We start from the raw sequence: 25865 nt of genomic DNA, 5'->3' as shown, positions 1-25865 counted from the left end.
GCAATAGATAGCTTGATATGCAAAATAGCGACAATATAAGACAAAAAAATCAAAAAATTCATTCGTTTTCAGTACTCATTGCAGCTAATATTTTAAGCGATACATGCTAGACTATTTTTAGATCCAAATTTAAAAGATAGTTCTGAGGGGTGTTTAGATGTTAAAATATCTGGAGAACTATAATAGCATGGAGCTCGAAAAGAGACTTATTGATCAATATAGCAATGAATATATCTATACATATAAAAACCCTTTAGAGAAAATACAATTTCGCTTTAATTACAAGGAATCGGTTTTTAAGATTATTCATTTTATTGTTTATCCCAGAGGCAGAGGGTTGGGAAGTTCATTTATCTGTTTCTTTCTTGAAGGCTTTCCACCTAAAATTGATATAATTCTTAAGCCCAAAAACTTACGGGCTAAAAAGTTTTGGTTAGACCGCGGTTTTAGTCTTATTAATGAAGACGTTATGATTTATAGAAGATAAAACTCTCAGGGAGATTCATGAAATGATGAAGCGTGATTAGGTATCGACATAAGATTTGCTATTAACAATTCTAATCAGCAAAATAGCGATTACCTATAGACATATAAGCTTGAGAATGTTATTATTAGCACAAGAAAAAATGAGAAGGAAGTGAACTATAAACGTAAGGCCAGGGGAAAAATAAGATGAGGTTTATTAGCCTAATGATTTGTGATTGTAATTACTATCTCAAAAATGTTCTAATAGATTGACTAATAATCAAACAGCGTATGGTTATCATTCTGTGAACAAGTTTTTAGATTAAACAAAACAGTTTAAAGGGGGCGTTAATATGTTAGCATGGATTTCAATGATTATGCTGTGTGTATTTCTTGGCTCATGTGCGGTTGTAACCGTTACTTCGTGTTATCAGATTTTTAAACTGGTTCGAAGATTACCGGGAAAAAGGGATTATGCAATTAAACCACAACATTTAAAAACTAGTCATGGATGACTTCTACAGAATCAAAACATGGGTTTAATCAGGCTGTCACTTGAAGAAGGTGATGGCCATTTTGTTTTTAATCAGACATTTATCCTGGATTTGTGCTTACATATAGTTGGTGGAGGCAGCTGGCTTGGGGGTGAAGTTAAGAACCCCATGCCGCTAAAACATGGGGTTCTCGGTAAATCGGGTACGGTAATATAAAATTGCATAAATTATAAGTGGGTTGAAATGCAAACATTTTGCTCAAGATAAATCTGATTAACGATTTAGAGTGGTTTTCGAACGGCATCAATGACCGTTCCATCCCGATATTCAACAACAGCCACGACTTGATCGGTAAATTTAATGGGTTCTGGCTTGCCGGTTAAACGTTCGGCGATATTTTTCAATACTTCAATCGGGACGATTGGCAGGTCAGTATCTTTAAGTTTGTCAATAAGATCTTGCCGGGCAGGGTTAACTGCTATCCCTCGTTCTGTCACAAGAACATCAATTGTCTCTCCAGGAGTGGTGACCGTTGTAACCTGATCTTTAACAACCGGAAGACGGCCTTTTGTTAGGTTCGTAACGACGATAGCCAGTTTTGAGCCTGCGGCAGTATCATTATGTCCGCCGGAAGCCCCAATAATGATTCCGTCAGAACCGGTGACAACATTAACATTAAAGTCGGTATCAATCTCGGTGGCACCTAAAATCATGACATCAAGATTATTTACGACGGCACCTCTATTATGGGGATTTCCGTAAAGCGAACCGCTCATTTTTTGGTGTTTAGGATTGTCACGCATTGAAGCAATAGCTTTTAAGTCAAAACACTGGACATCAAAAAGGGAACGGAATAACCCATCGTTAAGCATATCAACCATATAACCGGTGATACCTCCGGCAGCAAAGCTGCCAACGACATTCTTTTCTTTCATAAACCTTCGAACTTCAGCCGCAACTGCCAAGGAAGTTCCGCCTGCTCCCGTTTGGAAGGACATTCCTTCTTTAATATAGCCTGTTGCTTCAATAACCTGGGCCGCAAGTTTAGCAATACGCAAACCCACGGGATCTTTGGTTACAGTCAGAGTTCCGGAAACAATCCCATTTGGATCTCCGATTGATTCAACTTTAACAACATAATCAACGTAATCTTGGCTGATTTCAATAGGGCAAGCCGGATAGGGGACTAGATTATCCGTAACGGCAACAACGTGATCAGCATATTGTGCATCCGAAACGGCATAAGCCAATGTTCCGCAAGCCGCTTTTCCATGAACTCCGTTCATGTTGCCGTAAAAGTCTGCTGTTGGAGCGGCGATAAAAGCAACGTCAATATGCAAGTCGCCGCTCTCGATAGCTCGAGGACGTCCGCCATGACTCATGAGAACTGCAGGTTTTTTTAATAATCCTTTAGAGATAGCTGTGGCAACGGGACCTGGTGCAATATAGTTTACCGAAATTCCGGTAATAACTCCGCTCTTAATATAATCAACAAGTGGTTCGTGGATCTTGAAAATACCGGTTGCGGCAACGGTAATATCTTTAATTCCGCGCTTAGCGATAGCTTCCATAACCAGATTAATGACATAGTCTCCATTGCGGAGATGATGATGGAAGGAAACAGTCATACCATCACGAATGCCGACTTTATCGAGCACTTCATCAATAGTTTCTACGAGTTTGTTATCACCTGGTTTAACAGAACGCAGTTTAACTGATGTTTTAGTGCGTTCGCCGTAATTAGCCAGAGCTCCGCCAAAGGGTTTCACTTGGCCATAGCCCTCAATATATTCTGGAATTTCACGTCCTACACTATTTTTCATGCGATACCCCTCGTTTCCATTTGATTAAACAAAGATTTTATGAATTGTATCAATTTGCCGGCCATCAATGGCAGCTTTACCAGTGAAGCCGAGATTGCGGGCTTTAAAACAATCCTTCTCCAAGCCCTCATAATCGTTGCTGTCAATAAAGGAAGTATCAAAACTATTCATGCCGGCAACTCGACAAGCCATGGCAAACTTACTGCGGGCATAGAGGATCTCGTCGCCTTCTTTACTGCGAATGATTCCAAGTTCTTGAGCAAGACCTTCGGCATTAAAAAAGGCACTTTTGATGCGGGGGGAAGTGTTAAGAAGTGAAGACATTTGTTCTAAAGCCTTAACGGTATCAACCACTGGGATCAATCCAATACTTCCTTCTTTTAGTCCCGCCTTCTTTTCAGATTCTGTTAAAAGGATTTCAATGTCTTGAAGCTGTTCTACGCTTCCTTGTGGAATAACAAAAGCAACGGGTTGAACTGGGGTAATGACCTCAATGTCTTTAGCTCCGAAACCTGATTGGAGGGAATTAATTCTTACGACGACCTGGGTATTTTCATAATCCATAAAACCGATGGCTTCTTTAACGAGTAAGCGGGCGCTGTCCTTATCTTCAAACGGCACACCATCAGCCAGATCAAGGACAAGTAAATCCGGGTAAAATACCGGAGCGTTTTGCAGCCCCTTAGGGCTATTTCCTGGAATAATAAGCATACTCCTGTTTTTGCTCATTCTTGATACTCCTTTTCATATTATCTTAGTCATCTATAAAAGGCTAAAGAGAAGCCCTTTGAAGCGCTGCTTGAACCCTAGCCCTGAATGTATAATCCAATGCGCCTTTGTCCTGAGCTTTAATAAGTACATCTTCAGCGCCGCTTTGTTGTGCAGTCTCAAGAATCACTTTCTCGATTTGCTTGCCAAATTGTTTCTGAATAACGCGTTTTGTTTCGAGCTCAACTTTAATCCCACCATCGGGATTGGGTTCAACGGTAACAAGTACATCGCTGGATTCCAAAGCTCCAGCCTGCGCGGTCTTATTAATTTTCATCGCTTAATCCTCCTCGTACATAATCTTGAGCATTTTAATCATGACAAAATACTTCTAATTTAACAATAACCATCAACTCCTAACATACCCAAATGTAATAACATTATCAAGCGGAAAGAAGAGTTTTGCATTTGCAGCTATTAAGAAGAGACATGTTATCTAATGTTATAAGTTTTATTATATGAAACTGAGTTTCACATAATAAAGACAAATACCTCATTAATTAGAAAAATTTTTTAATTATATGCCAATTATTAAATGAAAAATAGAATATAAGAATAGGTTTTATGCATTCTAGTTAGATTCTTTCTGCAATTCGTTGAGGCGTTGACTAAAATATGCTTTGATTTGTTCGACATAATTGGGCTTTAAAGCGAATTTGCTAAAGTAACAAGTAAAATCCCTATCTAAACCGTATGTTCCTGATTCAGACCATTCAGACTCGAGGGTACAGGTGGATTTAATCTGATCGTATAAATAAGAAGAATTAGAAAATTTCTCAAACAACTTTTGTAACTCTGCATCGATTTGCGGATGAGGAAAAAATAAATTAAAAGGTTTTTTAAAGTTGCCATATTTATAAGAACCTTCTTCTTCCCAAACAAAGGGCTTATCACAAGATTCTAAGATGGCTTGGCAAGTTTCAATCATCTTGTTTTTATCGTCGTTAAAAGACATAATATGAACTCCTCTAAAAAGTATATCTTATTAAATATTATACAACGAGATAATCTAAAAATGAACTTTACGGTTTATTGTGAAAATTTAAAATATAGCATTAACCTTAAAATTATAAATGCTATCAGCATGAGGTAGTAAGTGCTTTTGGCATTAAAATCAATGACCTTGTGTACTATCGTCAAGTTCATAAATTGTTACAATAGATTATAAGGAATTAAAATGTTGTTCACCAGAAGAACATGAGGTGTTAAGTAATTGAAGAGAGCATTAATTGTTGACGACTCGGCATTAAAGAGACGTTCTATTAAAAACCTCTTAGAAACCAGCGGCTTTGAAGTTGTAGGTGAAGCTGATAATGGACTGACAGCTATACAGCTTTATAATGACCTAAAGCCTGATATTGTAACTATGGATATTATAATGCCCAAATTAGATGGGCTTAAGGCTATCAAAATGATTAAAGAAATAGATAACGGTGCCAGAATTATCATTATTACTTCTTTGGGGAATGAACACCAGGTCAAAGATGCCATTTCATTAGGTGCGGTTGGGTTTATTATGGAAAACTTTCCTGAATAATCGATAGGGAAAAACGTTAGAAATTCTGGGGGAGGACTAGTTATGACAGAAAGAATTGAACTCCTTAGGTCCAAACTCCATTCAGCTTGGGGAAAATGTTCTTCAGATGAGGTATTAACTATTAGTCAAGAACTTGATGTGGAAATTGTAAAGTATATGAGGCGACAGTTGAATTCTCGAAAGGGATTGCTAAAGCGTAAGGTTGATGACAGCGATCATAATTTATCCAATTGTATGACTCTCACTTCTGCAAGTGGGCGTAGTTCCCATATGTTGCTTACGTGGGGATAGAGTCCATCCGAGTTCACTTGAGGCAAGGGATTGGGATTTATCAAGCTGCCAGAAATAGGAGAATTTAGGGGAGGGAAAATTGAGTCTCATAAAGCCTTTTGTACAAAGGGCTTTTTTCGACAAGTTCCTGATGGGTTCCTGAAGCGATTATCTCACCTTTATCTAAAACAATTATTTTGTCAGCTGCAAGAATCGTCGAGAGACGGTGGGCAATGACGATTGCGGTTCTTCCTTTTAATAAAAAGGCCAAAGCGTCCTGTATTTTTCGTTCAACAACCGTATCTAAGGCGCTCGTTGCTTCATCTAAAAGAACGATACGAGGGCTTTGAAGCAATACTCTTGCAATAGCTAAACGCTGTCGTTCTCCCCCGGAGAGACGATATCCCCGTTCTCCGACGACAGTATGATAACCTTGAGGTAAATCCGCAATGGTATCATGAATTTGGGCCGCTTGGCAAGCTGTTTCCATATCCTCTTGGCTGGCCTTTTCGTTGGCGAGAAGGAGGTTATTGTAGACCGAATCGTGGAAAAAGAAAGGGTCTTGGGGTACTAACCCCATTTGCGCTCTTAAAGATTCCAGGGATAGGCTTTGACATTCTATGCCATCTAGAAATAGACAGCCTGATACTGGATCGCTAAACCGAGGTATTAAATTTAAGAGTGTGGTTTTCCCTGCTCCGCTTGGACCAACGAGGGCAACGGTTTGCCCGGGCTCTACTGTTAAGTTAATGTTGCAGAGAGCCAGCTTTGCTTCCCTGTCGTCCTTAGTTTCGTGCTGATAAGAGAAGGAAACATCGTTTAGTTCAAGACGTCCCTTGACGCTGTTAGGCGGAATAGTTCTTGGGCCGTCTTGAACTTCTGGTTTAATATCCAAAATCGAATAAATTCTCCGGAATAAAGCAACAGATGAGAGAACATTAACGTGGATTTGGGCTAACTGACTCAGTGGTCCATACAATTTAGATAATAACGTTGTGAAGGCGACAATGACTCCAAGATTCATTTCATGATGTATTACTAACCATCCTCCATAACCCCACAACAAGGCAGGACCTATTGAAGAAAACATACCTAACCACATGAACAGCCAGCGGCCAATGAGTCCCTGGCGTATTTGCAAATCTCGTAATTTTTCATTGGCGAGACAAAATTTCGTTTCTTCTCTTGGTTCACGGTTAAATATCCTAATCAGAAGTGCTCCGCTTACTCCGAGGGCTTCACTGAGTTGAACTGTCAGCGCGGATAACCACTGCTGAATTTCTGCTTGAATTTTCTGCCTTACTCTGCCGACCTTTTGCGTTGGAATAACGAAGCCAGGTACAACAATAATAGCCAATACAGACATCCGCCAATCCATTTTAAACATCAACAACAAGGTTACTGCGATAGTAAGGAGATTACTGATAAATCCTACTAAGGTTGAAGTAATGACATTTTGAATTGCTGTAACATCATTGATGATCCGAGACACAAGATCTCCGGACTGACGGGATGCAAAGAAATTTACCGTTTGCCGCTGAAGGTTGCGAAATAAAGCTAAGCGATAATCTGCCATAACGTTTTGAGCAATTTGATTGCTGAGCCAGTTTTGCCAAACTCCAAGTAATCCTGTGACAACTGCCGCCGCAATAAGCGCTACGGTTAAAATAATAACGGTGGGAAGTTGTCCTTTTTGGATACCATCATCTATGATTTTTTGAGTTAACCAAGCAGGCAGAACCCCACCTATAGAGGTAATAAAGATGATGATTGTCACGAGGATGGCTTTAGGCCAATAAGGAATAAATGCTTTTAGAACTCGTTTGATGATAGACCAGTCGAGATGCTCGTTTTTTGCCAGTTCTCTTAACTGCCAGCGTTTTCCTCCTGAGCCCGTACCACCTGAACCAGCGCCGAACCCCAGACCACGAAAATCTACACTCATAGGAAACAACACCTCTCTTAACGTTTAGCGATTTATCATTTACAAATTGAGGCAATATTGGAAGTTTATTTGAGAATCTTAAAGGGATCTTCATATAAACCCTATAGTGACTTGACAATATCTTAAAATTTATCAATTATGCTTAAATTATATCCTTTGATTTTTCCAATCCTGGGTAAGTTAATCTATATTTGAGAAGAATCATAAAACGAATCATCGGAAATTCTCAAAAGAGAGGTATTTGCTTACGTGCCAAATAATAGCCTTAATTATCATAATTGTAAATGTAATATAGACGTTATGCATCTGCAAAATCAGGATATACCTTTAGTCGCTCGATTATATAAACGTTCCTTTCAAAATCATTTTCTGGGGCATATGGGACATAAATTTTTAACGCTTTTTATTTCAGAATTCGTTAATTCCGATGCAAATTCTGGATATGTAGCAAAGTATAAGAATGAGGTAATCGGCTTGGTTTTAGCTACGACCTCCGATAACCCTTTTCGAGAGTTTTACCGAGAAAATTTTATGACATTAGTTTACCTTACTATTTCCAGATTCTTTAAGGATTCTTTTATTCGGAAGCATATCACAAAGAGACTTGGACACGTACATGTGGCGCTGAAGGCGCTGTTTTCCTTTTCAGTGAGGGATAGTGATTTCAGAGAGAAACAGGAAATTTGCTTATCTCGACAACCGAGGCTATTGGCCCTGGCAGTCGATAGAAGCTATCGAGGATTAGGCGTTGCAAATGAATTAACCGCTGAGTTTTGTAGAGAGATGAAAGAACAGGGGTTTAAAAAAGTAGGATTATCGGCATTGCCTTGGAATCAAAGAGCTATAAGTTTTTACATAAAAGATGGGTGGGAAAAGGAAGAAGTCTCTGAGACGTCAATTTCCTTTTCTCGCTTGCTTTAGATTAATTAAGACATGATAATTGACTATTATGTTTGAAACCCATGAGATTTAAGCCATATACATAGCTTGCTTAACGGGTTTGTTTGTTTAATACTTAGATAATGAAACATCTGCATACTTACTTTAAATACAAAGGCACACCATGTAGTGAGCCTTTGAGGTTTTTTTAAGGCCTGATATATTCAATAATATTGGCATATTGTTTTCCATTTTGGCAGATAATTAAATACTGGCATCTTATATTTCACAAATTCTTCAAATATTCGTCACTTATTTTTGATCTATCTTTGCTATAATGTTTGATGTTTACTTTTATTAACGGAGGAACGATTTTTGTGTTTAGCCAGGTGTTAAAAATAATAACCAAAAACAAGGTCTTGTTCATTCTTACTGTTCCTTTATTCGTCTTGATGGCCTTAGAAAGTTTTTCCAATGGAAGCATAATGAAAGCCATAACTTGGATTAAGAGTTATCCTTCTGAATTTTTCTTAAGCTATTTACTGATGTTTGGCATTATTAACATATTTTATATTTTACCTAAACGAGCATATTTGGTAACAGCGACGATATTTTTGGCTTTGTTTTCTGCTTTGGGCTTTATTAGTCAACAAAAATTAAAAATCAAAGGAGACCCTCTGCTCCCTTCAGATTTTCTTTTGGCCAAAGAAGCGATGGGTATTTCTGATCATTTTCGTAATGTTTTTGTTGTCCTTGGAGTCTTACTTATTATTACAGTTGCTTTGATTCGGTTCATACTTAAACATACTGCTAAAGAAAGAAAACAACGCTATCGGTCTATTGTATTTCTTTGTTCTTTCTTCGTCGTATTCATTTTCTATTCATTCTTTAACTCCATCCAGAATGCTTTTGCCTTACAATTAATTACGTATAGTCAGTCTCTTAATTATGAACAAAACGGAACTATGCTTGGCTTTCTTTTGGATACGGAATACTTAAAAGTCACTAAACCGGATAACTATCAAGAGAACGTAATCAATACTATTATTCAAAATAATACATCCTCTTATCCCGTGAATGCTAATTTTAAACCTAATATTATTTTTGTTATGAGTGAAGCTTTTTGGGATCCGACTCTGATGAAAAACGTTTCATTTAGCCAGGATCCTATTCCCTTTTTCCACTCACTGCAAAAATCTCAAACAAGCGGGACGATGCTTTCGGCTGTTTACGGCGGTGGTACGGCTAATACCGAGTTTGAAGCCATGACAGGCTTTTCAACGCAGTTTTTGCCTAATGGTTCTATCGCCTATGATCAATACGTTAATCGCCCTATTGAGGCTTTGCCTACAATTCTCAATCGGCAGGGTTACGCCACTTCTGCCATCCATACTTACGATGATTGGTTCTATAGCAGGGATAAAGTTTATCAACTTGAGGGCTTTAATAAATTTATTACTAAGGAATTTTTAAACAATCCCGAATACAAAGGTCCCTATATTCGCGATACGGTACTTACGCAACAAATTCTCAATGAGGTAAAAGAAACAGATAAACCTGACTTTATCTATGCGGTTTCCATGGAAGACCACGGCCCTTATGATACTACTGAGGACCCCGGGAATACCATAAAAGCCAGCGGTACTAATCTAAGCCCTCAGTCTCAAGCGATTCTGGATAACTATGCCAATAAAATTTCCGATGTTGATCAGTCTTTGAAACAGCTTATTGATGGCTTAAAACAAATAAATCAACCGACAATGGTCATATTTTATGGTGACCATCTGCCAATGCTTGGTGATAATTATAGTGTATACAAAGAGGCAGGCTTTATCAAAGACGGCAATTCTTATCAAGATTATTTAAACCTTCACAGCGTTCCTTTTGTAACTTGGAATAACTTTTCGACAACCGTAAATCACAACCTTAAATTGTCATCAAATTTCATGGGAGCCTATGCTCTTCAGCTAGCTCAAAAGTCTGGCAGCCCTATGACAGATCTGCTCTCTAATTTGATGCAAAAAGGAACTGATGTGATTATTAATAAAGATTATTGGAATGCGGCCAATTTATCCGAAGGTACCTTTAAGGATTATGAATTGCTGCAATATGATTTATTATTTGGCAAAGAGTATGGCTATGACCTTAAACCGGATCATAAGCCGCCGCTGAACACCGGCTATATTCAGGGTGATGCTCAACCGGTGATTACAAACGTTTTAACATCTGAAAGCTCTTTGATGATTGAAGGAAATAACTTTGTGGAAAATGATCAAGTATATTTAAACGGCAAAGCAGTCAAGACCACCTATTTTGGCCCTGATTCCTTAACGATTGACCTGCCTAAAAGCATGGCAAAGGCAACTTTTCAGGTTAAACTATCTGATAGCAGAAATAAGATTATTTCCAAATCTAATGTATTAAAAATTGACTAAGTAAGACTGCCGCTTCATAACTTACTCGAAATGAAAGCGGCAGAGAAAGAAGATATTATTTTAAGCTTGCATATCTAAGGATGCAAGCTTAATTAAATTTTGGCAGAAGACGTCCCGTTTTTAACATATACTTCTGATAGTCTGCGCCAAATTTTTCAATGAGCATAGCTTCCTCTTTGCCTAAGCGCAAGAGGAGCAGAAGAAGAGCTGCCATATGAGGCAAAAAGATCAAAGTGCTTGCTGAGAAGAGTGAAATGCTGATCATGAAGACGATGAGAATCGTGTACATAGGATGTCTTATTATGCTATAGGGACCTCTCGTAATAAGCTTGTGACCCTCTTTTAGATCGAGATCCGGCGAATATTGGCGTCCTAAAGCACGATGCGTCCAATAAAGCAAAGGAAGTGTGGCTAAGGATAAGGCTAATCCTGTAAGTCTCAACCAAAGAGGAAGGGACAAGCTAAATACTTGCAGCCAGGAGGGGCTTATGACATAAATAACGATACTCAGCAGCATGACTAAAGAAAGGATTGAACGCAAGGTCATGCTTATCTTTCCCTCACGATGGACGGCAAGATTCAGCTCTTTCAAATGATCTTCTGGTTTTTCAACAGTTTGAAACTTGATTCCAAAACGTGAGCGGACAAGAAAAAAAGCTAAATAAACAATCAAGAAAACGAATCTCCAGAACATATTTGCAAGAGACCTCCTTTGATAGGAAAAAATTGGTTTTAGTGTATTGCTTTTGTAAAGATTACTTTATATATTTTATGAACTGAGAAGTGATTGAGTGATTTCTTGGTAAGGGCTGCCAAAAACAAAATAAAGATAAATCTCAAAGATCTTGAAACTTAAAATTAATTTTTCTTGTTCTCGATTATATTAATTACGACGAAATTTCTCTTTAAGCAAATACTATCGTTTTTTAGAATTAGCATAGATAATATTTGAAAAAGTTACTTAAATTAGGAGATTAAGTTCTCTTAGTTTGTGAAAAATAGAATAAATAGGTAACTCGGTCATCTTTTTTAAAAATTCTATGTATTAAATAAATTGCTTCAAAATAGAAAGAACAAATAGTTCGTTTTTCTGATTTGCCTAATACGTGGAAAAATATGTTGTATAATGACAATAAAATTCGATATTTGAAAGAGAGATGAAAAAAGTTGGGCTTTATCAACAATTTGTCTTGGAAGATCAAGCTGACAAGCGGATTTTTAATACTTGCTTGTCTAGTGGGGTTGGTTGGTTTTATTGGAGTGAAAAACTTAACAACAATTAATTCCAATGGAAGCAAGATCTATTCTCATGAGCTTAAAGCCATGGAGAAACTTAATACCCTGCGAGCTAAATTTTTGGAAAATCGTTCGCTGGCCATACTTTTTTATTACACTGCTGACGATAAACCTAAGCAACAGACGATTAAACAATCCATCACCGAAAATTCTTCAGTCAATACACAGACTGAACAAGACTATGAGAAAATGTATGGCGCTAATCTCTCAAATGCCGAAACTCAATATTTTAATGATTTCAAACAGAATCAGGTAGATTATCGGGATAAACGAGTTAAAATGATGCAGCTGGTTGAGGAAGGAAAACTTCAGGATGCCAGTATATTAATGGATCAATTTTTTCAAGCCAATGATAAAAGTGTAGAAATTTTAGATAAGTTAATTACTTCTCATGAACACGATGCAGACCAGAGACAGACAGCCAATCAAATCAATTATGAACGGACTCTTGTTATTATGTTTATTCTTATTGGAATCAGCGTTGTCTTTGCTCTAGCCTTAGGGTTATTTTTATCAAGAAATCTCACTAAAAGGCTTGGAAATATTGTTCGTATTGCTGTGGCCCTGGGAAATGATGACTTAACTCAGCAGCTTACTATTTACGGTCACGATGAAATTGGTCAATTAGGTCTCGCCATCAATAAGGCGACAAGGAGTATGGAAGAACTGGTTAGATCAATCGGCGACAGCTGTCAAACTATGAATGCCCAGTCGCAGGAATTATCCGCGACAACTGAAGAATTGTACGCAACCATGCAAACGATTCAGCATTCTACCCAACAAATTGCTCAAGGTTCTGAAGAACTGAGCGCTAGTACGGAGGAAGTTGGAGCTTCGTCAGTGGAGATCGAAGAGTTCGGCAAACAACTTGCCCAAAAAGCCGATGAAGGGCAGCATAATGCCCTAGAGATCAGCGATCGTGCAAGTGATGTCAAGAATAAAGGGGTTAAGGCGGTAGAAGAAGCGGATTCTTTGTACAGTGATAAGGCTGTAAATGTCAAGAAGGCTTTGGAAGAAGCAAAAGTTGTGGAAGAAATTAAAGTAATGGCTGAAACCATCGGCAGTATCTCCGAACAAACTAACCTGTTATCACTTAATGCCAGCATTGAAGCAGCACGAGCAGGGGATGCGGGCAGAGGGTTCTCAGTGGTTGCTGATGAAGTCCGTAAATTAGCGGAACAATCACAGTCGGCTGTCGGAAATATATATAATGTAATTAGTGTCGTACAAAGGGCTTTCGATAATCTCATTACAAATACTCAGGAATTGCTCGGATTTATCGAAAATAGAGTTAAACCAGATTACGAAGCTTATGCCCAGACGGGAATACAGTATGAAGAAGATGCTCGTTTTATTAGTCAAATGTCCCAAGAAATAGCGTCAAGGACTCAATCTATTAGTTCAGTCACAGCTCAAATCAGCCAGGCCATCCAAAACGTTACGGCAACAGCTGAAGAGTCGGCTACAAGTTCTGAAGAGATTTCCAAGAGTATCCTCCAGACAACTTTGGCGATTGAACAAATCAGCCAATCGGCTCAGGCTCAGGTTGTTCTGTCTGGGACGTTAAGTGAATTGATCGGAAGGTTTAAGGTATAATGTTCATGTATTTAAAGTGCTAATTTAATAGTTCATAGATCCCGATCAGTATCAGCATTGCTCCCGAAAGGAATTGGGAGTAACCTTCGAGACGGTCTGAGGCCGTTTTCCATCCGGCCCAATAGCCTGAACTAATTGTCAGCAGACTGAACAGGCAGACTGAAATCGCTAACGGCAGAGGAGAAAGCCCGGTTAAGCCGGCCCCAATTCCGGTTGCTATACAATTAAAGGATAGGGTTAATCCAAGGGCTATGGCTTCCCTGGATGAGATAAACCCATTAGCATCAATGTCTGCCATGGAAGGGTTTTTTGTAATTTTGACAATGGTGCTGAGTGGTTTAATGGAAATAGAATAGGTCTTCATGGCAGGGACAGCGGCCGGTAAGGCTTGTTCTGCAGTTGGCTTATGGACTGTAACCCAAATTCCGATAAGGATGATTAAGATAGCCCCCAGCATATTTGCGACGGCAATAAAGTGACTCAAAAAGTGGCCGGTAAAGACGGCAATAAAAGTTATGAACCCTGATAATAGGGCAATAAAAAAGTTGGAGAGGAATGGAATTCGGATTTTTTGAACTCCGTAGCTTACACCTACTCCAAAATTATCAAGGTTTGCCGCGAGACCCACTAATAAGGCAGATAATATGTGCATCGGACTTTCCCCCTTCTCCTGAATCCATGGATAGAATATTCAAGGGGAAAAGCTGTGGTGTTATATAGCTTTGAATCACAAGAGGGAATGATTTGCCAATGGGGTTGTCTCAAATTATTAATAAGCCGAGATTTCTTATTTGAGGAAAATCTCGGCTTATTCGTTATAGTTTGATTTTGTTTTTGCTAATATCACATTATGGATATTATGATAGTTTGGAAATAACTATTTCCCTGGGTTCATTTCCAATTCATGACTTGTTAAGGACGACAGGGAAGCCTTTTCAGTTGCGGATTTTCTGTAGACAAGCCAATAAATCCCGGCTACAAATACACAGCCTCCGACAATGTTGCCCAGAGTCACCGGTACTAAGTTATTAATAACGAAGGTTCCCCAGTTTAATCCTGCGAGGGCCTGCGGGCTTAGATGAGAGGCCGCCGCCCAGCTGGGGTTTGACTTTGCTAAGATCCCGGCAGGGATGTAGTACATATTGGCCACACTATGCTCAAAGCCGGAAGTTACAAACAGCCATATTGGAAAGAAGATGGCAAATATTTTTCCCAGCATATCTTTAGCTCCATAAGCCATCCAGACTGCTAAACAAACCAGCCAGTTGCACATTAGTCCCAAATAAAAGGCAGACGAAAAGGAGAGGCCGACTTTATAAGAAGCTATTTTGATCGTAATTCCTCCCAGGAGACCGGCGCTGCTGCTAAATAGTCCGGATTGAACCATAAGGTAAGCAATAAATATGGAACCAATGAAATTGCCGAAATAGACAAAAAACCAGTTTTTAAGCATTTCAGCAATTTTAATTTTGCCGTCAAAAACACCAGCTGAGATTAAGGTATTACCAGTGAATAGTTCTCCTCCGGCTAGGATAACGAGCATAAGTCCAGTTCCGAAGAGAGCGCCGGCTAAAGCTTTGCCGAGGCCATAGGTCTCTGGTTTGGCAAATAGATTAAACGCTGCCATGTTTGAGCCTTCTGCAGCAAAGGCTATAAATACTCCTGCTAAAATGCCTAAGAGGATCTGCTTCGGTATAGGCAGTGCAACTTTTTTCATTCCTGTCTGGATTGTGGATTCGGTGATTTCCGCCGGTGTTAAAAATCCCTTTGTCTCCATAATTAGCCACTCCTTTACTTAATCTCGAATTAACTTCTCAGCGACTTAGGGGGAGTAAAGCGCTGATCTGTTATTTTTAGTTTAGAGCTAATTATCTGAATTGTCTTGTTTGTGAAAATTTAAAAAGTATTTTTTGTAATATTGAAAGTAAGGAAAATATTCTATTTTAATTATGTAAATAAAGAAAAAAGCCCAATCGGGCTTTATAGTGGGATAAATAGTTTAACTGGACGACCGACTCGGCCATATTTCTGTTCGGATTTTACGACGCCTTGTTGTTCAAGATATTCAAGATAACGTCGGACGGTAACTCTTGTCAACTTGACCTTTTCTGCCACTTCTTCGGCAGAAAGAGGCCGGTGAGTAGTTTGAATGAACTGTACAATATGCTCAAGGGTCGTCTGATTTAATCCTTTGGGTAACTCTTCTTCGCTGAGAGAATCAGACGCCGGCGGGGAGTTTGCCGTTGAGGACGGATCATAGAATTCATCATCTGTTTCCAAGGGAATTTCGGGGGGATTACTCTTAGATACAAAATTATTTTCGAAGGTATCTGTCGTCCGATTCAATTCGTCCGTTAATGATTGGATTTTCTCAACCATTTGATTAAAGGCGTCTTCTAATTCTTCGATTTCCTTTGCTCCGGAGACCTTAATTTTTTCGGTTAAATGTCCTGTTGCCACATCCCTAGTTCCCAGTGTAATATCGTGCAAAGGATTAATAACAAATTTTTGCAGGAAGAACCAGGCTATAAGGGATACCAAGAAAGTTAATGCCAATCCTAAGACCGCGAGAGTGATCAGCGATCCGGTAATGGTTTTTTGATCGTAGGCGTGGGAAATTCCTACGTAGAACATTCCTATAATACTACCGTTTTCAGCTCGCAGGGGCATGTATCCGGTTTCGTACCATTGTCCTATGACGTTGGCCTTGCCAATAAATGTTTGGCCATCCTGCAACACGGTTTGGGCTACGCTGGCCGAGACTTTGGTTCCGATGGCTCGCTCGTCGTTTGAACCACGCACTGTCGTAGCTACTCTCGTGTCACCCAAAAAAATAGTAACAGTATCTCCAGTGAGGGAAGATAAATGATCAACTAATTGATTATTTAGGTTAATTTTAACAGGCCCTTTATAAAGCTCGCCATTTTGAACAGCCCAAGTACCGGGGGAGGATTTATCAATTATTTCTTCACAAGTTGCTAAATCTGTTTGGGCCTTTATAAAAGCAGCCGCTTCAGCCTTATCTTTCATATACCAGCCGAGTACAACGATAAAGCATGCTGCTAATAAAACGAGGGAACCCAGCAGCAAGATTAGAATTTGTTGTTTTAGCGAACGCAAACAATCACCTCTTTGCTGATAACTAATAATTAAGAATAAATTCGCGATTAATATCGAAATACCTTTTTAGCCGGATCAAGAATATGAACATGATCATTCATAGTATTTCGGCAGAAAAAGTATGACTTAAAAAAATGAACTATCGTGATGTCACGATAGTTTCGAGGAGAGCCTGGGACAGGGCATCTTTAAACCTCAGCTTTAAACTTCAGCAATAATTTGACCCATCAGAGACAAATCATATCCTCCAATCCCCGAAACTTCGTTTTGAAACGCCGGTGATTTTAGGATGCTCATTAATGCTTGAAAATGAGGACGTTCCAGATCTTCCTGACGGATTACAAGATCATAGCGTTCTTTCTTTAAGGGGATAAAATCGAGCCCATTAACTTGCATGGCAACTTTCTCAATTCCTAAACCAACATCTGCTTCAGATCGGGCGATTTTACTGGCAATGGCCAGGTGAGTCATTTCCTCATCACCATACCCAAGAATATCTTGACGTCGAATTTTCAGAAGTCTTAACTGCTCATCCAATAATACTCTTGCTCCTGATCCTACTTCACGATTGACAAAACGAACTCCGGGTTTTGTCAGGTCACTCCAGGTTAGGATGTTTTTGGGATTCTCTTTAGCAACATAAAAGCCTTCAACCCGAAAAAGTAAGTTAATAATGTAAGTTGGATGGCCTGGCAGAATCCTGCGCACATAAGGAAGATTATAATCATCGCTGTCGCTGTCCCATAAATGGACGGCTACAGCATTGGCTAACCCGCGGTAAAGGGACATTAAACCATCAATACTTCCCACATAACGGCGAAGAAAGCGCACGTGGGGGAATTGCTTTTCTAAATAACGGGTTAAAATATCTAAGACGATATCTTGACCACAGATAACCAAGGCTTCTGCTGAAGATTGCTGTTGATTCACTTCGGTAAGCTGAGCAGGGGAATTAGAGGGCATTGTATTCGCAGAAGGGCTGGACATCCCTTTCAGTTTTTGTTTATAACTTTCAATGTCTGCACCTTCTACTCGGACTTTACGTCCAATATGGTAAGCCTTTAGCTCACCCCGTTTTATTATTTCATAAACGGTAAATTTAGAAATCTTAAGGATTTTAGCAACTTCTTCGGGAGTATAAGAAATATCATTTGGCATTATACACTGCACCTATCTCTCCTCAAAATGTTCTCTGTTAAGGATTGTAAATTTATTATAGCATATCGTAAATTCAAAAAAATCACCCTATCGAGCGCATAGGATGATAAAAGGTTAGGTTTAGAACATGTCTTAATCTAGATTACTCTGGGAATTTTGTTTTGGTGCCAAGCTTTAAGGGTTTATAGATATTTGCTGCTCAGTTGCCATAATTATTATGAGCCCAAGTTTCAAGCTATAAAGATTGATGGGGAAGATTGATTACAAAAGTGGTCCCTTTCCCGGGGGCGCTGGTTACCTTGATTCGGCCATGGTGGCATTTTATGATCCAGTCGGCAATGGCCAGTCCTAATCCGGTACCTTCTCTTTGCTGAGAGCGGGCAGGATCTACGCGATAAAAACGTTCAAAAATTTGCGTCAAATGTTCCTGTGCAATTCCTTCTCCATTATCGGATACTGTAATTTCTGCATGGGTACCCCAATTCTGCAGACTAAGAGTAATCTGTCCTCCGGGGCCAGTGTATTTAAGGGCATTATCCAAAAGAATAACAATCAGTTGCTTAATTCTGTTTTCATCGCCATAATAGTCTGCGGCAGTATTCAGCGAAGCTTCTAAAGAAATGCCGTTCGTTTCAGCCAGCGGTTTAAAGGATTGGAACACTTCATTCAGGGCTGTACTGAGGGAGAATAATTGCAGGTTTAAGGTTTGCTGCTGCGAATCTGCTCGTGCAAGGAAGAGCAGATCGTCAACGAGTTTGGACATGCGCCGTATTTCAATCAAGCTGTAGTTTAGCCATTTTGCCTGGCTGGCCACGGTTTCCTCGGGATTTCCCTTGACAATATCTAAGTTAACCTGAACGACGCTTAGAGGGGTTCTCAGCTCGTGAGAGGCATCTGCAACAAATTCCTGCTGACGCTGCCAGGAACTTTTTATGGGAGCCATCGCCCGGTCAGCCATAAATCGGCTGCCGTAGTATGCCAGCCCCAAACAAATAAGTCCGCCTATAGAAAGAGTCAGCAGCAGTTCTTGAAGAATATCTTTATCCCGCTCCAGATCAACAAAGGTAATTACATAGCCTGGACCTTGTTTGAGGGGCATTTTCAGATAGGTGTATGTTTCATCATTGACCTCTGCTTCGCCTTGGGAATTAGGCTTGTGAAACGCCCTGTCAACTAAGGGGGCTAATTGTTCTAGGGTCATGGGCAGGCCAGAAGAACTAGCTGTGATCTTACCGGAATTATCGGTTTTTATATAAAAGTATTTAGCGAGGTGCTTGTCGTGCTCCCGAGGATTGACGATGGTGCCTGAACCGGCTTCGCCGGCAATAATCTGCATTAATTGTTGGGATTGGTTAAAGACTTGAACCCGCATGACAAAAAACGTGCCAATGATAAAGATAAGCAAAAGAAAAGCCATGACGCCAACATTGATAAGTGTTAATTTAAGCCTCAATTCACGAAACATCAGGTCCCTCCTTCAAACAGTAGCCGATTCCTCGTACTGTATCGATTTTTAAGTCTGGTGAATTTAACTTCTTGCGCAGGTAATGGACGTAAATTTCCACGTTATTGGCTTCAACATCCGAATCAAGCCCCCACACGCGGTCAAGTATCTGCTCTTTTGTAATGACTTGTCCGAGGTTACGCATAAAAAGCTCTAAAAGCAAGGATTCTTTCAACGTTAGCTTGATTGTCTGGTTATCTTTCATTAATTCACAATGAAGCGGACGAAAGGTAAAACCGCCCAAAACCAGTGCCTCACCTTGAATTTGACCTGGTCTTCTCCCTAAGGCTCTTATTCGCGCCAAAAGTTCGTCTGTTGAAAAAGGTTTGATAAGGTAATCATCAGCTCCTGCGTCCAGCCCCTCAATTCTAGCTTGAATAGAATCTTTAGCCGTCAATAACAGAACAGGAGTATTGATGCCTTGGTGACGCAGACATTTTAAGACGGCAACCCCTTCTTTGCGGGGCAGCATTCTGTCAAGGATAATTAAATCGTAAACTCCCGTTTCAGCCATAGTTTGCCCGGTTTCCCCGTCATAGGCGGTGTCTACTCCATACTTGTTCTTTTTAAGAATGTAGGTCAAGGCCTCTGAGAGCCTTGGCTCGTCTTCAACTAATAGTAATCTCAATATTTACACCACCTTGTTTTAGTATAAAGGAATTACCTTTAAATTTCCTTAGTTTTTCTGGGTTAGCTCGTATATTATACAACTCGTTTTGGACAAAGTATAAGATAGGTTAGAATTCAACACCGTATAGTTAAGGAGGAAACCATGCAACTAAAGAAATGGCTGATTACTGCTGCGATTGTGACCGTAATGCTCTCTCTAACGGGCTGCGGCAAGAATCAGAAACTCTCAACCTCAACCCCTCTGCCGACAAGCGCACAACCTACGGAAGTCCATCCGGTGGAAGCCTCTGATACAGCCGGCGATATAGGAAGTCAACAAGCTGTAGAATCTAAAATCAATGTTTGGTTGACTAAAAACTACCCTGGCGATTGGAAGGTTGTCGGAACTACTTTAAGTAAGGGGAATTACATTGAAAACGGTCACTATAAAATAGTGGACGGTATAGAAACTCTATTTCCAGGAACCATGGGCGTCTCAATTTTTGTTGGGGAAGTGAGAATTTCCTCCAGCGTTAAAAAAGGTACGGAACGGGTCTTGAAAGGTTTTCCGACACCTGAAGAAATTGGGGAGGTTCTTAAAAGCGGTAAGGCAACAAGTTCCTTAAGCAGTGATTATCTCAAAGTCTATATTCCTTTCCAAACCGGAGGTAAAACGTTAGCCGTGTTGACGGTATCTGTCCCACATCAATAGGGGTTTTGTATAAATTGTATACATTTTTAAAACCTCTCTGCTCTTTTTGCAGCGGAGAGGTTTTAATGGTTAAGGATCTTAACGCAGGAATGTTAAAAGTTTTTGAGAGAATGTTGCCATATCATCGAAATAACAAGTATGGCCGAGATGATCAAAGGTTAATGATTGACTGTTAGGTATCTTGTCTTTTAGAAGTAAGGCGAAGTCATATGGCGCAATTTGATCTTCTTTTCCCCAAACAATGAGGGTCTTGGCCGCTATTTCGTTTAATTGTTTTTCATATTGGTCCACGTTAATACTGTCAACTAAAGTTAATGATAAAAGCAGCTCTGGGTACTTAATAGCAACTTTTAAAGCAATTTCACCGCTGAAGGAGGGCCCAATCAGGTGAAAGGCCGGCAGGGTAAGCTGCTTTGAAAACGCAAAAATAAAATCCTCAAAGCTCATTTCCGTCGGAAGCCTTTCTGACATTCCATAACCCGGAAGATCCAAGGCGAGGACCTTACAATTTTCTTTTTCAAGCTGAGCAAGAAGACCAGATTCCTTCCAGTCCTTGGCGGAAAAACGCTTGCCATGGAGCAAGATAACCCAACCGCTGGGATTTTCAGCACCGCAAATTAGATAATGAATCATGCTACCTTGGAAATTGACAAACTTGTCGACAGGAATAGTCATGAGAATAACCTCTTTTCTAATTATAATGATCAAATTTGGGATTAAAAACATTTCTCCAATTTAACAAATTCTCCTTTAAGGAAATAAAAAGAGTCTTATAGTAATACTCTTAATATTTATTTTTTAGATGCTAATCATACTTCAAACCGCCGGTTAGGCGGGTATTTTTTTACCCTAGATTAAGATATAGTTTAGGTCTTCGCAAAATTGCAATAAGAATCATAGAATACAGTATAAATTCAGCTCCTTATAAGTCAGGATTTCTTTATTAGGTGAAAAAAATAAAACCTGAAAAGAGGGGTCCCAATGATCTGGGAATTGACTTTTATGTTAATAGCTGCTGCCATTGTATTATTTATTGATTATATGATAAGAAACGATTAATAGATTTAAGCGTACCTTTTGGCTCAAAATTAGATAAGACAGACTAAGTTCAGGCTATTAGCCAAAACTTCTTGCGCGCGAGTTTAAAAATTACGTTTGTTTAGAATGTTTAGACTTAGAATACATGTCTATTTGGTATGGAAGTGTTTTAGTATCAATTATATACAAGTTCTAAACTTCTCTATGCTCACATGCCGGTCTAGAGAGGTTTTTGATTTATATAGTCATGCTTACATTTGAGCAGTATGTCATGATGCGATAATTGCTATTTTAGCTAAATAGGTCAGAAAGGAATAGTTTACTTTTGAAACTTAAATTGAGTATTTAAGCCGTATTTAGTTTTATTTGCATACATATTGTAGGAGATTACTTAACCTAATGGCTCATAACCAAAAATCAATGACTAAGAAACAATTATATCAGGGCAGCACTTTGCTGAATTTAGTAGATTATTAGGTCAAGAAAGGTTCTTTTAACGTTTAATTGTAAACTGGCATGGTTTTTGTAATGGAAATGACTGAACAGATTTTTTGCTAGTAAAGAGGGGGGGACAACTGACCGAGCTTAATCTAAAACAATTTAGGAGGTAGTGGAATTGACGTTCGAAACACTTCTTGTGGAAATCGAAGAAGGAATTGCAACCATCACCTTAAATCGTCCGGACGTGCTGAATGCTTTAAACAGTCAGGTTTTCAATGAGTTGGCCGAGGCAGCAGAAAATTTGTCTGTTGATGATTCAGTTCGAGCAGTCATCATTACCGGCGGTGATAAAATATTTGCTGCCGGGGCCGATATTAAGGAGATGGTCTTGTTAGGCGCTGTTGATGTTGCAACAGGTCTCAGACCATCAAAGATAGCCTTTGAGCGGCTGGAGAACATGCCTAAGCCAGTCATCGCAGCTATTAATGGTTATGCCCTTGGCGGTGGATGTGAATTGACCTTGGCAGCTGATGTTCGTATTGCCGCCGATAATGCTCAATTTGGTCTGCCTGAGATTAAATTGGGGATTTTACCTGGCGGAGGAGGGACTCAGCGTCTCCCGCGCTTAATTGGAGCCGGCAAGGCGAAGGAATTAATCTTCAGCGGAGATCTAATTAATGCTGAGGAGGCTTTAAGGGTTGGCCTTGTGAATAAAGTGGTTCCTCCAGATCAAGTATTGGCAGAGGCCCGAAAAATGGCTGAAAAGTTTGTTTCCAGAGGAGCCGTGGCCTTAAGTCTGGCGAAAACATGCATTAATGAAGGACAGCGTATGGACTTGGAGATAGGCTTAGAGTATGAACATAAATGTTTTAGTTTATTGTTTGCTACTGAAGACCAAAAAGAAGGTATGAAAGCCTTTGTGGAAAAACGAAAACCAAATTTCCAAGGTAAGTAACTAGTTTATCCCATCGTAAGACTCCCATTTCTACAAGTGGGAGAGGTTCCTATACCTTACTTCGAGGGTTCACATCATTCTAGACGATGATTCATTCGTATCAAATTGTAACTGACGCATTTCATAATGAAGGTTATGGCAGCTGTTCATATTATTGATAGGGAGATGATCCGATTGAAATTAGAAGACATTAAAACAATCTGTGTCGTCGGAGCCGGCAACATGGGGCATCAGATTGCCTTGTGCTGCGCTTTAGCCGGTTATAACGTTGCCTGCACGGATATAAGTCAAGATATGTTGGACAAAGCGGAGGCCTTCGCCAAATCTTATTTGCCGGAACGGGTGAGTAAAGGGAAATTAACGCAGGAGCAGGCAGATAGTGCTTTAGCGAAGCTGAGATTTACTGCGAGTTTAGAAGAAGCTGCCGGAAATGCTGACTTTGTTATTGAGGCAGCTGTGGAAAAAATGGATATCAAGCGGAAACTCTTTGCTGATTTGGATCGAATTGCTCCGCAGCAGGCGATTCTTGCCACTAATAGTTCCTATATTGTCAGTTCGAAGATTGCCGATGCCACGGAGAGACCCGATAAAGTATGCAACATGCATTTCTTCAACCCTGCCTTAGTTATGAAACTCGTGGAAGTTGTTCAAGGACCTCATACTTCTGCCGAAACTGCGCAAATCACTATGGACTTAAGTGCTAAACTGGGCAAAATTGGTGTTTGGCTTAAGAAAGAAATTTACGGTTTTCTGGTTAATCGGATATTATCGGCTTTAGCTCAAGAGGCGATATTCATTGCCGACATGGGAATTGCCACACCCCAAGAGATTGACCTTGCAGTGATGAATGCCTTGGGTCATCCCCTGGGACCTTTCCGTTTAATGGATCTAACCGGAATTGATTTGAGCTATTATATCAGTATGGAGCGTTTTCAAGCAACCGGTGATCCGGCCGATCGCCCTTCACCTATCATTGTAGAAAAGTATATTAAGAAAGAATGGGGCCGCAAAACGGGTAAAGGGTTTTACAAGTATTCCTGAAAAAGTAAGCGCTGGCCCTCTTGCACTCAGCTAGGTCTTAAAGAACTAATGATAATGGTATAGGGAGCTTGTCCAAAAGCTCCCTTTTCGTGTGCAAAGGCTTAAATGTTTTGATTATTTGAAATTATCACTTTACTATGTTCCTTTTCATTCTATATAATAGTGCTAAAAGATGGATAGCAAGTGGGGGATAATATGAGTACGGGAATCTATGCTGTTAAAAGCAGTAATTTTCCGCAATGGAATCGAGAACTTTTATTCCGAATTATGGATAACATTCATGATGTAGTACTTGTTATTGACACGGATACGACCATAGTCTACGCTAACGAAGCTTATGCAAGGATACTAGGGGTACCTGTAGAAAAAGTGTTAGGACGCAGGTTGGATCAGATCGAACCTAAGGCTGAAGCGATAACGTTAATGCGCAGCGGAAAGTCCTGTCATATGGGGAGGGACTATTTGGATTCGCTCGGAATTGATGTTATAGGAAGTTCCTTCCTTTTAAACGATGGCCATAGAATCATGGGCTGTGTTTCAATCTTTAAAAACATTTCTGAAGTTATAGAATTGAGCCGCGAGTTGGAGCAGACAAGAGGCGTAGCCGATTATTTAAAAGAGCAGTTACAACAATGGGAGCAACTTCCTCTTTCCTTTAAAGAATATGTAGGACAAAACAGCACGTTAAAAGAAACCTTAGTCTTAGCAGCCAAGGTTGCCAAAACAGATAGTACCGTACTAATTCGAGGAGAAAGTGGTGTCGGTAAAGAGGTTTTAGCCAAGGCAGTACATAACAGCAGCCGAAGAAAAGATAAGCCGTTAATTAAAGTAAACTGTGCTGCGATACCGGACAATTTGATTGAAAGTGAACTTTTTGGATATGAAGACGGCGCTTTTACAGGCGCTAAAAAGGGAGGAAAGCTCGGTAAGTTCGAGCTGGCTCACGGCGGTACCATATTTTTAGACGAAATCGGTGATATGAGTATTACCATGCAGGCAAAATTATTGCGTGTCCTGCAAGAAAAAGAGATCGAGCGAGTGGGCGGCACTAAAACGATTAAAGTTGATATCCGGGTGATTGCAGCGACAAATCGGGACTTGGAAAGCATGATTCAAGAAGGTACTTTCCGGCGGGATTTGTATTACCGTTTAAATATTGTTCCTCTTAATCTTGTTCCGCTAAGAGAACGAAAAGATGACATCGTAGCTTTAGCTAAAACCTTTCTGAATCGTTTTGCTCGTGAATTAGGTCATGAACTAACGCTTTCTTCTCAAGTGCTGAGATTTTTTCAAGAATATGACTGGCCGGGCAATATTCGAGAAATACAAAATGTACTCGAACACGCAAGTATTGTTTGCAGTGGTACAATTATAGAAATGTATCATTTGCCGAAACAAATTCTCCACCTTAATGATGACCAGTTAAGCGCCAGGAATAAGTCTCAAACAGTAAAGGAGATTGTGGCGGCCTTGGAAAAAGAACTAATTCTTTCGGCCTTAGCAGACAATAATAATAATCGGACAAAAGCAATGAAAGAATTAGGATTTTCTCGGCGAGTATTTTACGATAAATTACATCGTTATGGGATTAACTGAGCGGGATGACTATTAAAAAATGTATTGTACGTTTTACGCACTATAGTTTTGGAAAGGAACTATTTTTTGTTTCAAATTCATACACGTTTTGCTGAGTCTTCTAAGATTATGCGCTCTTTAGAAGGCCTTTTTATTTGGCATGGTTATTGCTTATAAGACTATTAAGAATATTTGATTTTTTTA

General features: G+C 39.7%; 23 protein-coding genes. 10 read left to right on the top strand and 13 right to left on the bottom strand.

Features of this window, described 5'->3' with window-relative positions:
- The first annotated feature begins 157 nt into the window (after positions 1 to 157).
- Positions 158 to 487 carry a hypothetical protein gene (locus B5Y67_RS19265; protein WP_088228040.1) on the top strand — a complete coding sequence of 110 codons (330 nt, stop codon included), beginning with the start codon at positions 158 to 160 and terminating at the stop codon, positions 485 to 487.
- A gap of 753 nt (positions 488 to 1240) precedes the next feature.
- Here the strand turns inward: B5Y67_RS19265 and citF are convergent.
- The 4 genes from citF to B5Y67_RS19245 all read right to left on the bottom strand — a co-directional run bounded on the left by citF (position 1241) and on the right by B5Y67_RS19245 (position 4505).
- Positions 1241 to 2782, bottom strand: coding sequence for a citrate lyase subunit alpha (gene citF, locus B5Y67_RS19260; RefSeq protein ID WP_088228039.1), 1542 nt, complete (start codon positions 2780 to 2782; stop codon positions 1241 to 1243).
- Between the two features lie 24 nt (positions 2783 to 2806).
- Positions 2807 to 3511 (bottom strand): aldolase/citrate lyase family protein, encoded by a 705-nt coding sequence (locus tag B5Y67_RS19255; protein ID WP_088228038.1) that lies wholly within the window; start codon positions 3509 to 3511, stop codon positions 2807 to 2809.
- Positions 3512 to 3554: 43 nt separating this feature from the next.
- The gene (citD, locus tag B5Y67_RS19250; protein ID WP_088228037.1) at positions 3555 to 3827 is read right to left on the bottom strand and encodes a citrate lyase acyl carrier protein; all 273 of its coding nucleotides are present in this window, start codon (positions 3825 to 3827) and stop codon (positions 3555 to 3557) included.
- 294 nt (positions 3828 to 4121) lie between these two features.
- The gene (locus tag B5Y67_RS19245) at positions 4122 to 4505 is read right to left on the bottom strand and encodes a nitrite reductase (protein ID WP_088228036.1); all 384 of its coding nucleotides are present in this window, start codon (positions 4503 to 4505) and stop codon (positions 4122 to 4124) included.
- Positions 4506 to 4763: 258 nt separating this feature from the next.
- Between B5Y67_RS19245 and B5Y67_RS19240 the strand changes: the two genes are divergently transcribed.
- Positions 4764 to 5087: a response regulator gene (locus B5Y67_RS19240; protein ID WP_088228035.1), complete on the top strand. Its 324-nt coding sequence runs from the start codon at positions 4764 to 4766 to the stop codon at positions 5085 to 5087.
- A 42-nt stretch (positions 5088 to 5129) separates the two neighbouring features.
- On the top strand, positions 5130 to 5378 hold the full coding sequence (locus tag B5Y67_RS19235) for an aspartyl-phosphate phosphatase Spo0E family protein (protein ID WP_088228034.1): 249 nt from the start codon (positions 5130 to 5132) through the stop codon (positions 5376 to 5378).
- 64 nt (positions 5379 to 5442) lie between these two features.
- Here the strand turns inward: B5Y67_RS19235 and B5Y67_RS19230 are convergent, their stop codons facing one another.
- Positions 5443 to 7302, bottom strand: a complete 1860-nt coding sequence (locus tag B5Y67_RS19230; RefSeq protein ID WP_088228033.1) for an ABC transporter ATP-binding protein — start codon at positions 7300 to 7302, stop codon at positions 5443 to 5445.
- Positions 7303 to 7551: 249 nt separating this feature from the next.
- Here B5Y67_RS19230 and B5Y67_RS19225 point away from each other — a divergent pair, with 249 nt between their 5' ends.
- Positions 7552 to 8223, top strand: a complete 672-nt coding sequence (locus B5Y67_RS19225; protein WP_242976046.1) for a GNAT family N-acetyltransferase — start codon at positions 7552 to 7554, stop codon at positions 8221 to 8223.
- Between the two features lie 335 nt (positions 8224 to 8558).
- On the top strand, positions 8559 to 10616 hold the full coding sequence (locus tag B5Y67_RS19220; protein ID WP_242976045.1) for an LTA synthase family protein: 2058 nt from the start codon (positions 8559 to 8561) through the stop codon (positions 10614 to 10616).
- 88 nt (positions 10617 to 10704) lie between these two features.
- Here the strand turns inward: B5Y67_RS19220 and B5Y67_RS19215 are convergent, their stop codons facing one another.
- Positions 10705 to 11310 (bottom strand): isoprenylcysteine carboxylmethyltransferase family protein, encoded by a 606-nt coding sequence (locus tag B5Y67_RS19215; RefSeq protein WP_088228031.1) that lies wholly within the window; start codon positions 11308 to 11310, stop codon positions 10705 to 10707.
- A gap of 473 nt (positions 11311 to 11783) precedes the next feature.
- Between B5Y67_RS19215 and B5Y67_RS19210 the strand changes: the two genes are divergently transcribed.
- The gene (locus B5Y67_RS19210; protein WP_088228030.1) at positions 11784 to 13508 is read left to right on the top strand and encodes a methyl-accepting chemotaxis protein; all 1725 of its coding nucleotides are present in this window, start codon (positions 11784 to 11786) and stop codon (positions 13506 to 13508) included.
- Positions 13509 to 13527: 19 nt separating this feature from the next.
- On the opposite strand, the gene ytaF is transcribed toward B5Y67_RS19210, so the two are convergent.
- From ytaF to B5Y67_RS19180, 6 genes are all read right to left on the bottom strand, one after another.
- The gene (ytaF, locus tag B5Y67_RS19205) at positions 13528 to 14160 is read right to left on the bottom strand and encodes a sporulation membrane protein YtaF (RefSeq protein ID WP_088228029.1); all 633 of its coding nucleotides are present in this window, start codon (positions 14158 to 14160) and stop codon (positions 13528 to 13530) included.
- 225 nt (positions 14161 to 14385) lie between these two features.
- Complete coding sequence (locus tag B5Y67_RS19200; protein ID WP_088228028.1) at positions 14386 to 15285, bottom strand: formate/nitrite transporter family protein; 900 nt, start codon at positions 15283 to 15285, stop codon at positions 14386 to 14388.
- A 203-nt stretch (positions 15286 to 15488) separates the two neighbouring features.
- Positions 15489 to 16628 carry a cache domain-containing protein gene (locus B5Y67_RS19195; protein ID WP_088228027.1) on the bottom strand — a complete coding sequence of 380 codons (1140 nt, stop codon included), beginning with the start codon at positions 16626 to 16628 and terminating at the stop codon, positions 15489 to 15491.
- 201 nt (positions 16629 to 16829) lie between these two features.
- Positions 16830 to 17786: a helix-turn-helix transcriptional regulator gene (locus B5Y67_RS19190; RefSeq protein ID WP_088228026.1), complete on the bottom strand. Its 957-nt coding sequence runs from the start codon at positions 17784 to 17786 to the stop codon at positions 16830 to 16832.
- Positions 17787 to 18021: 235 nt separating this feature from the next.
- Complete coding sequence (locus tag B5Y67_RS19185) at positions 18022 to 19251, bottom strand: ATP-binding protein (protein WP_088228025.1); 1230 nt, start codon at positions 19249 to 19251, stop codon at positions 18022 to 18024.
- Complete coding sequence (locus B5Y67_RS19180; protein ID WP_088228024.1) at positions 19241 to 19918, bottom strand: response regulator transcription factor; 678 nt, start codon at positions 19916 to 19918, stop codon at positions 19241 to 19243. Before B5Y67_RS19180 ends, B5Y67_RS19185 begins: the two co-directional genes overlap by 11 nt.
- Before the next feature lie 144 nt (positions 19919 to 20062).
- Here B5Y67_RS19180 and B5Y67_RS19175 point away from each other — a divergent pair, with 144 nt between their 5' ends.
- Positions 20063 to 20611: a hypothetical protein gene (locus tag B5Y67_RS19175; RefSeq protein ID WP_088228023.1), complete on the top strand. Its 549-nt coding sequence runs from the start codon at positions 20063 to 20065 to the stop codon at positions 20609 to 20611.
- A 78-nt stretch (positions 20612 to 20689) separates the two neighbouring features.
- On the opposite strand, the gene B5Y67_RS19170 is transcribed toward B5Y67_RS19175, so the two are convergent.
- The gene (locus tag B5Y67_RS19170) at positions 20690 to 21286 is read right to left on the bottom strand and encodes an alpha/beta hydrolase (protein WP_088228022.1); all 597 of its coding nucleotides are present in this window, start codon (positions 21284 to 21286) and stop codon (positions 20690 to 20692) included.
- 979 nt (positions 21287 to 22265) lie between these two features.
- Between B5Y67_RS19170 and B5Y67_RS19165 the strand changes: the two genes are divergently transcribed.
- The 3 genes from B5Y67_RS19165 to B5Y67_RS19155 all read left to right on the top strand — a co-directional run bounded on the left by B5Y67_RS19165 (position 22266) and on the right by B5Y67_RS19155 (position 25682).
- Complete coding sequence (locus tag B5Y67_RS19165; RefSeq protein ID WP_088228021.1) at positions 22266 to 23045, top strand: enoyl-CoA hydratase-related protein; 780 nt, start codon at positions 22266 to 22268, stop codon at positions 23043 to 23045.
- 174 nt (positions 23046 to 23219) lie between these two features.
- A complete protein-coding gene (locus tag B5Y67_RS19160; protein ID WP_088228020.1) occupies positions 23220 to 24086 on the top strand; it encodes a 3-hydroxyacyl-CoA dehydrogenase family protein in 867 nt (288 codons plus the stop codon).
- Between the two features lie 195 nt (positions 24087 to 24281).
- On the top strand, positions 24282 to 25682 hold the full coding sequence (locus B5Y67_RS19155; RefSeq protein WP_088228019.1) for a sigma 54-interacting transcriptional regulator: 1401 nt from the start codon (positions 24282 to 24284) through the stop codon (positions 25680 to 25682).
- The last annotated feature ends 183 nt before the right edge of the window (positions 25683 to 25865 follow it).

Origin of the sequence: Desulfosporosinus sp. FKB, from assembly GCF_002196705.1 — a bacterium.
GTDB lineage: Bacteria > Bacillota > Desulfitobacteriia > Desulfitobacteriales > Desulfitobacteriaceae > Desulfosporosinus.
The sequence above is the reverse complement of the archived record's forward strand: the minus strand, read 5'-3'. Positions and strand labels throughout refer to the sequence as shown.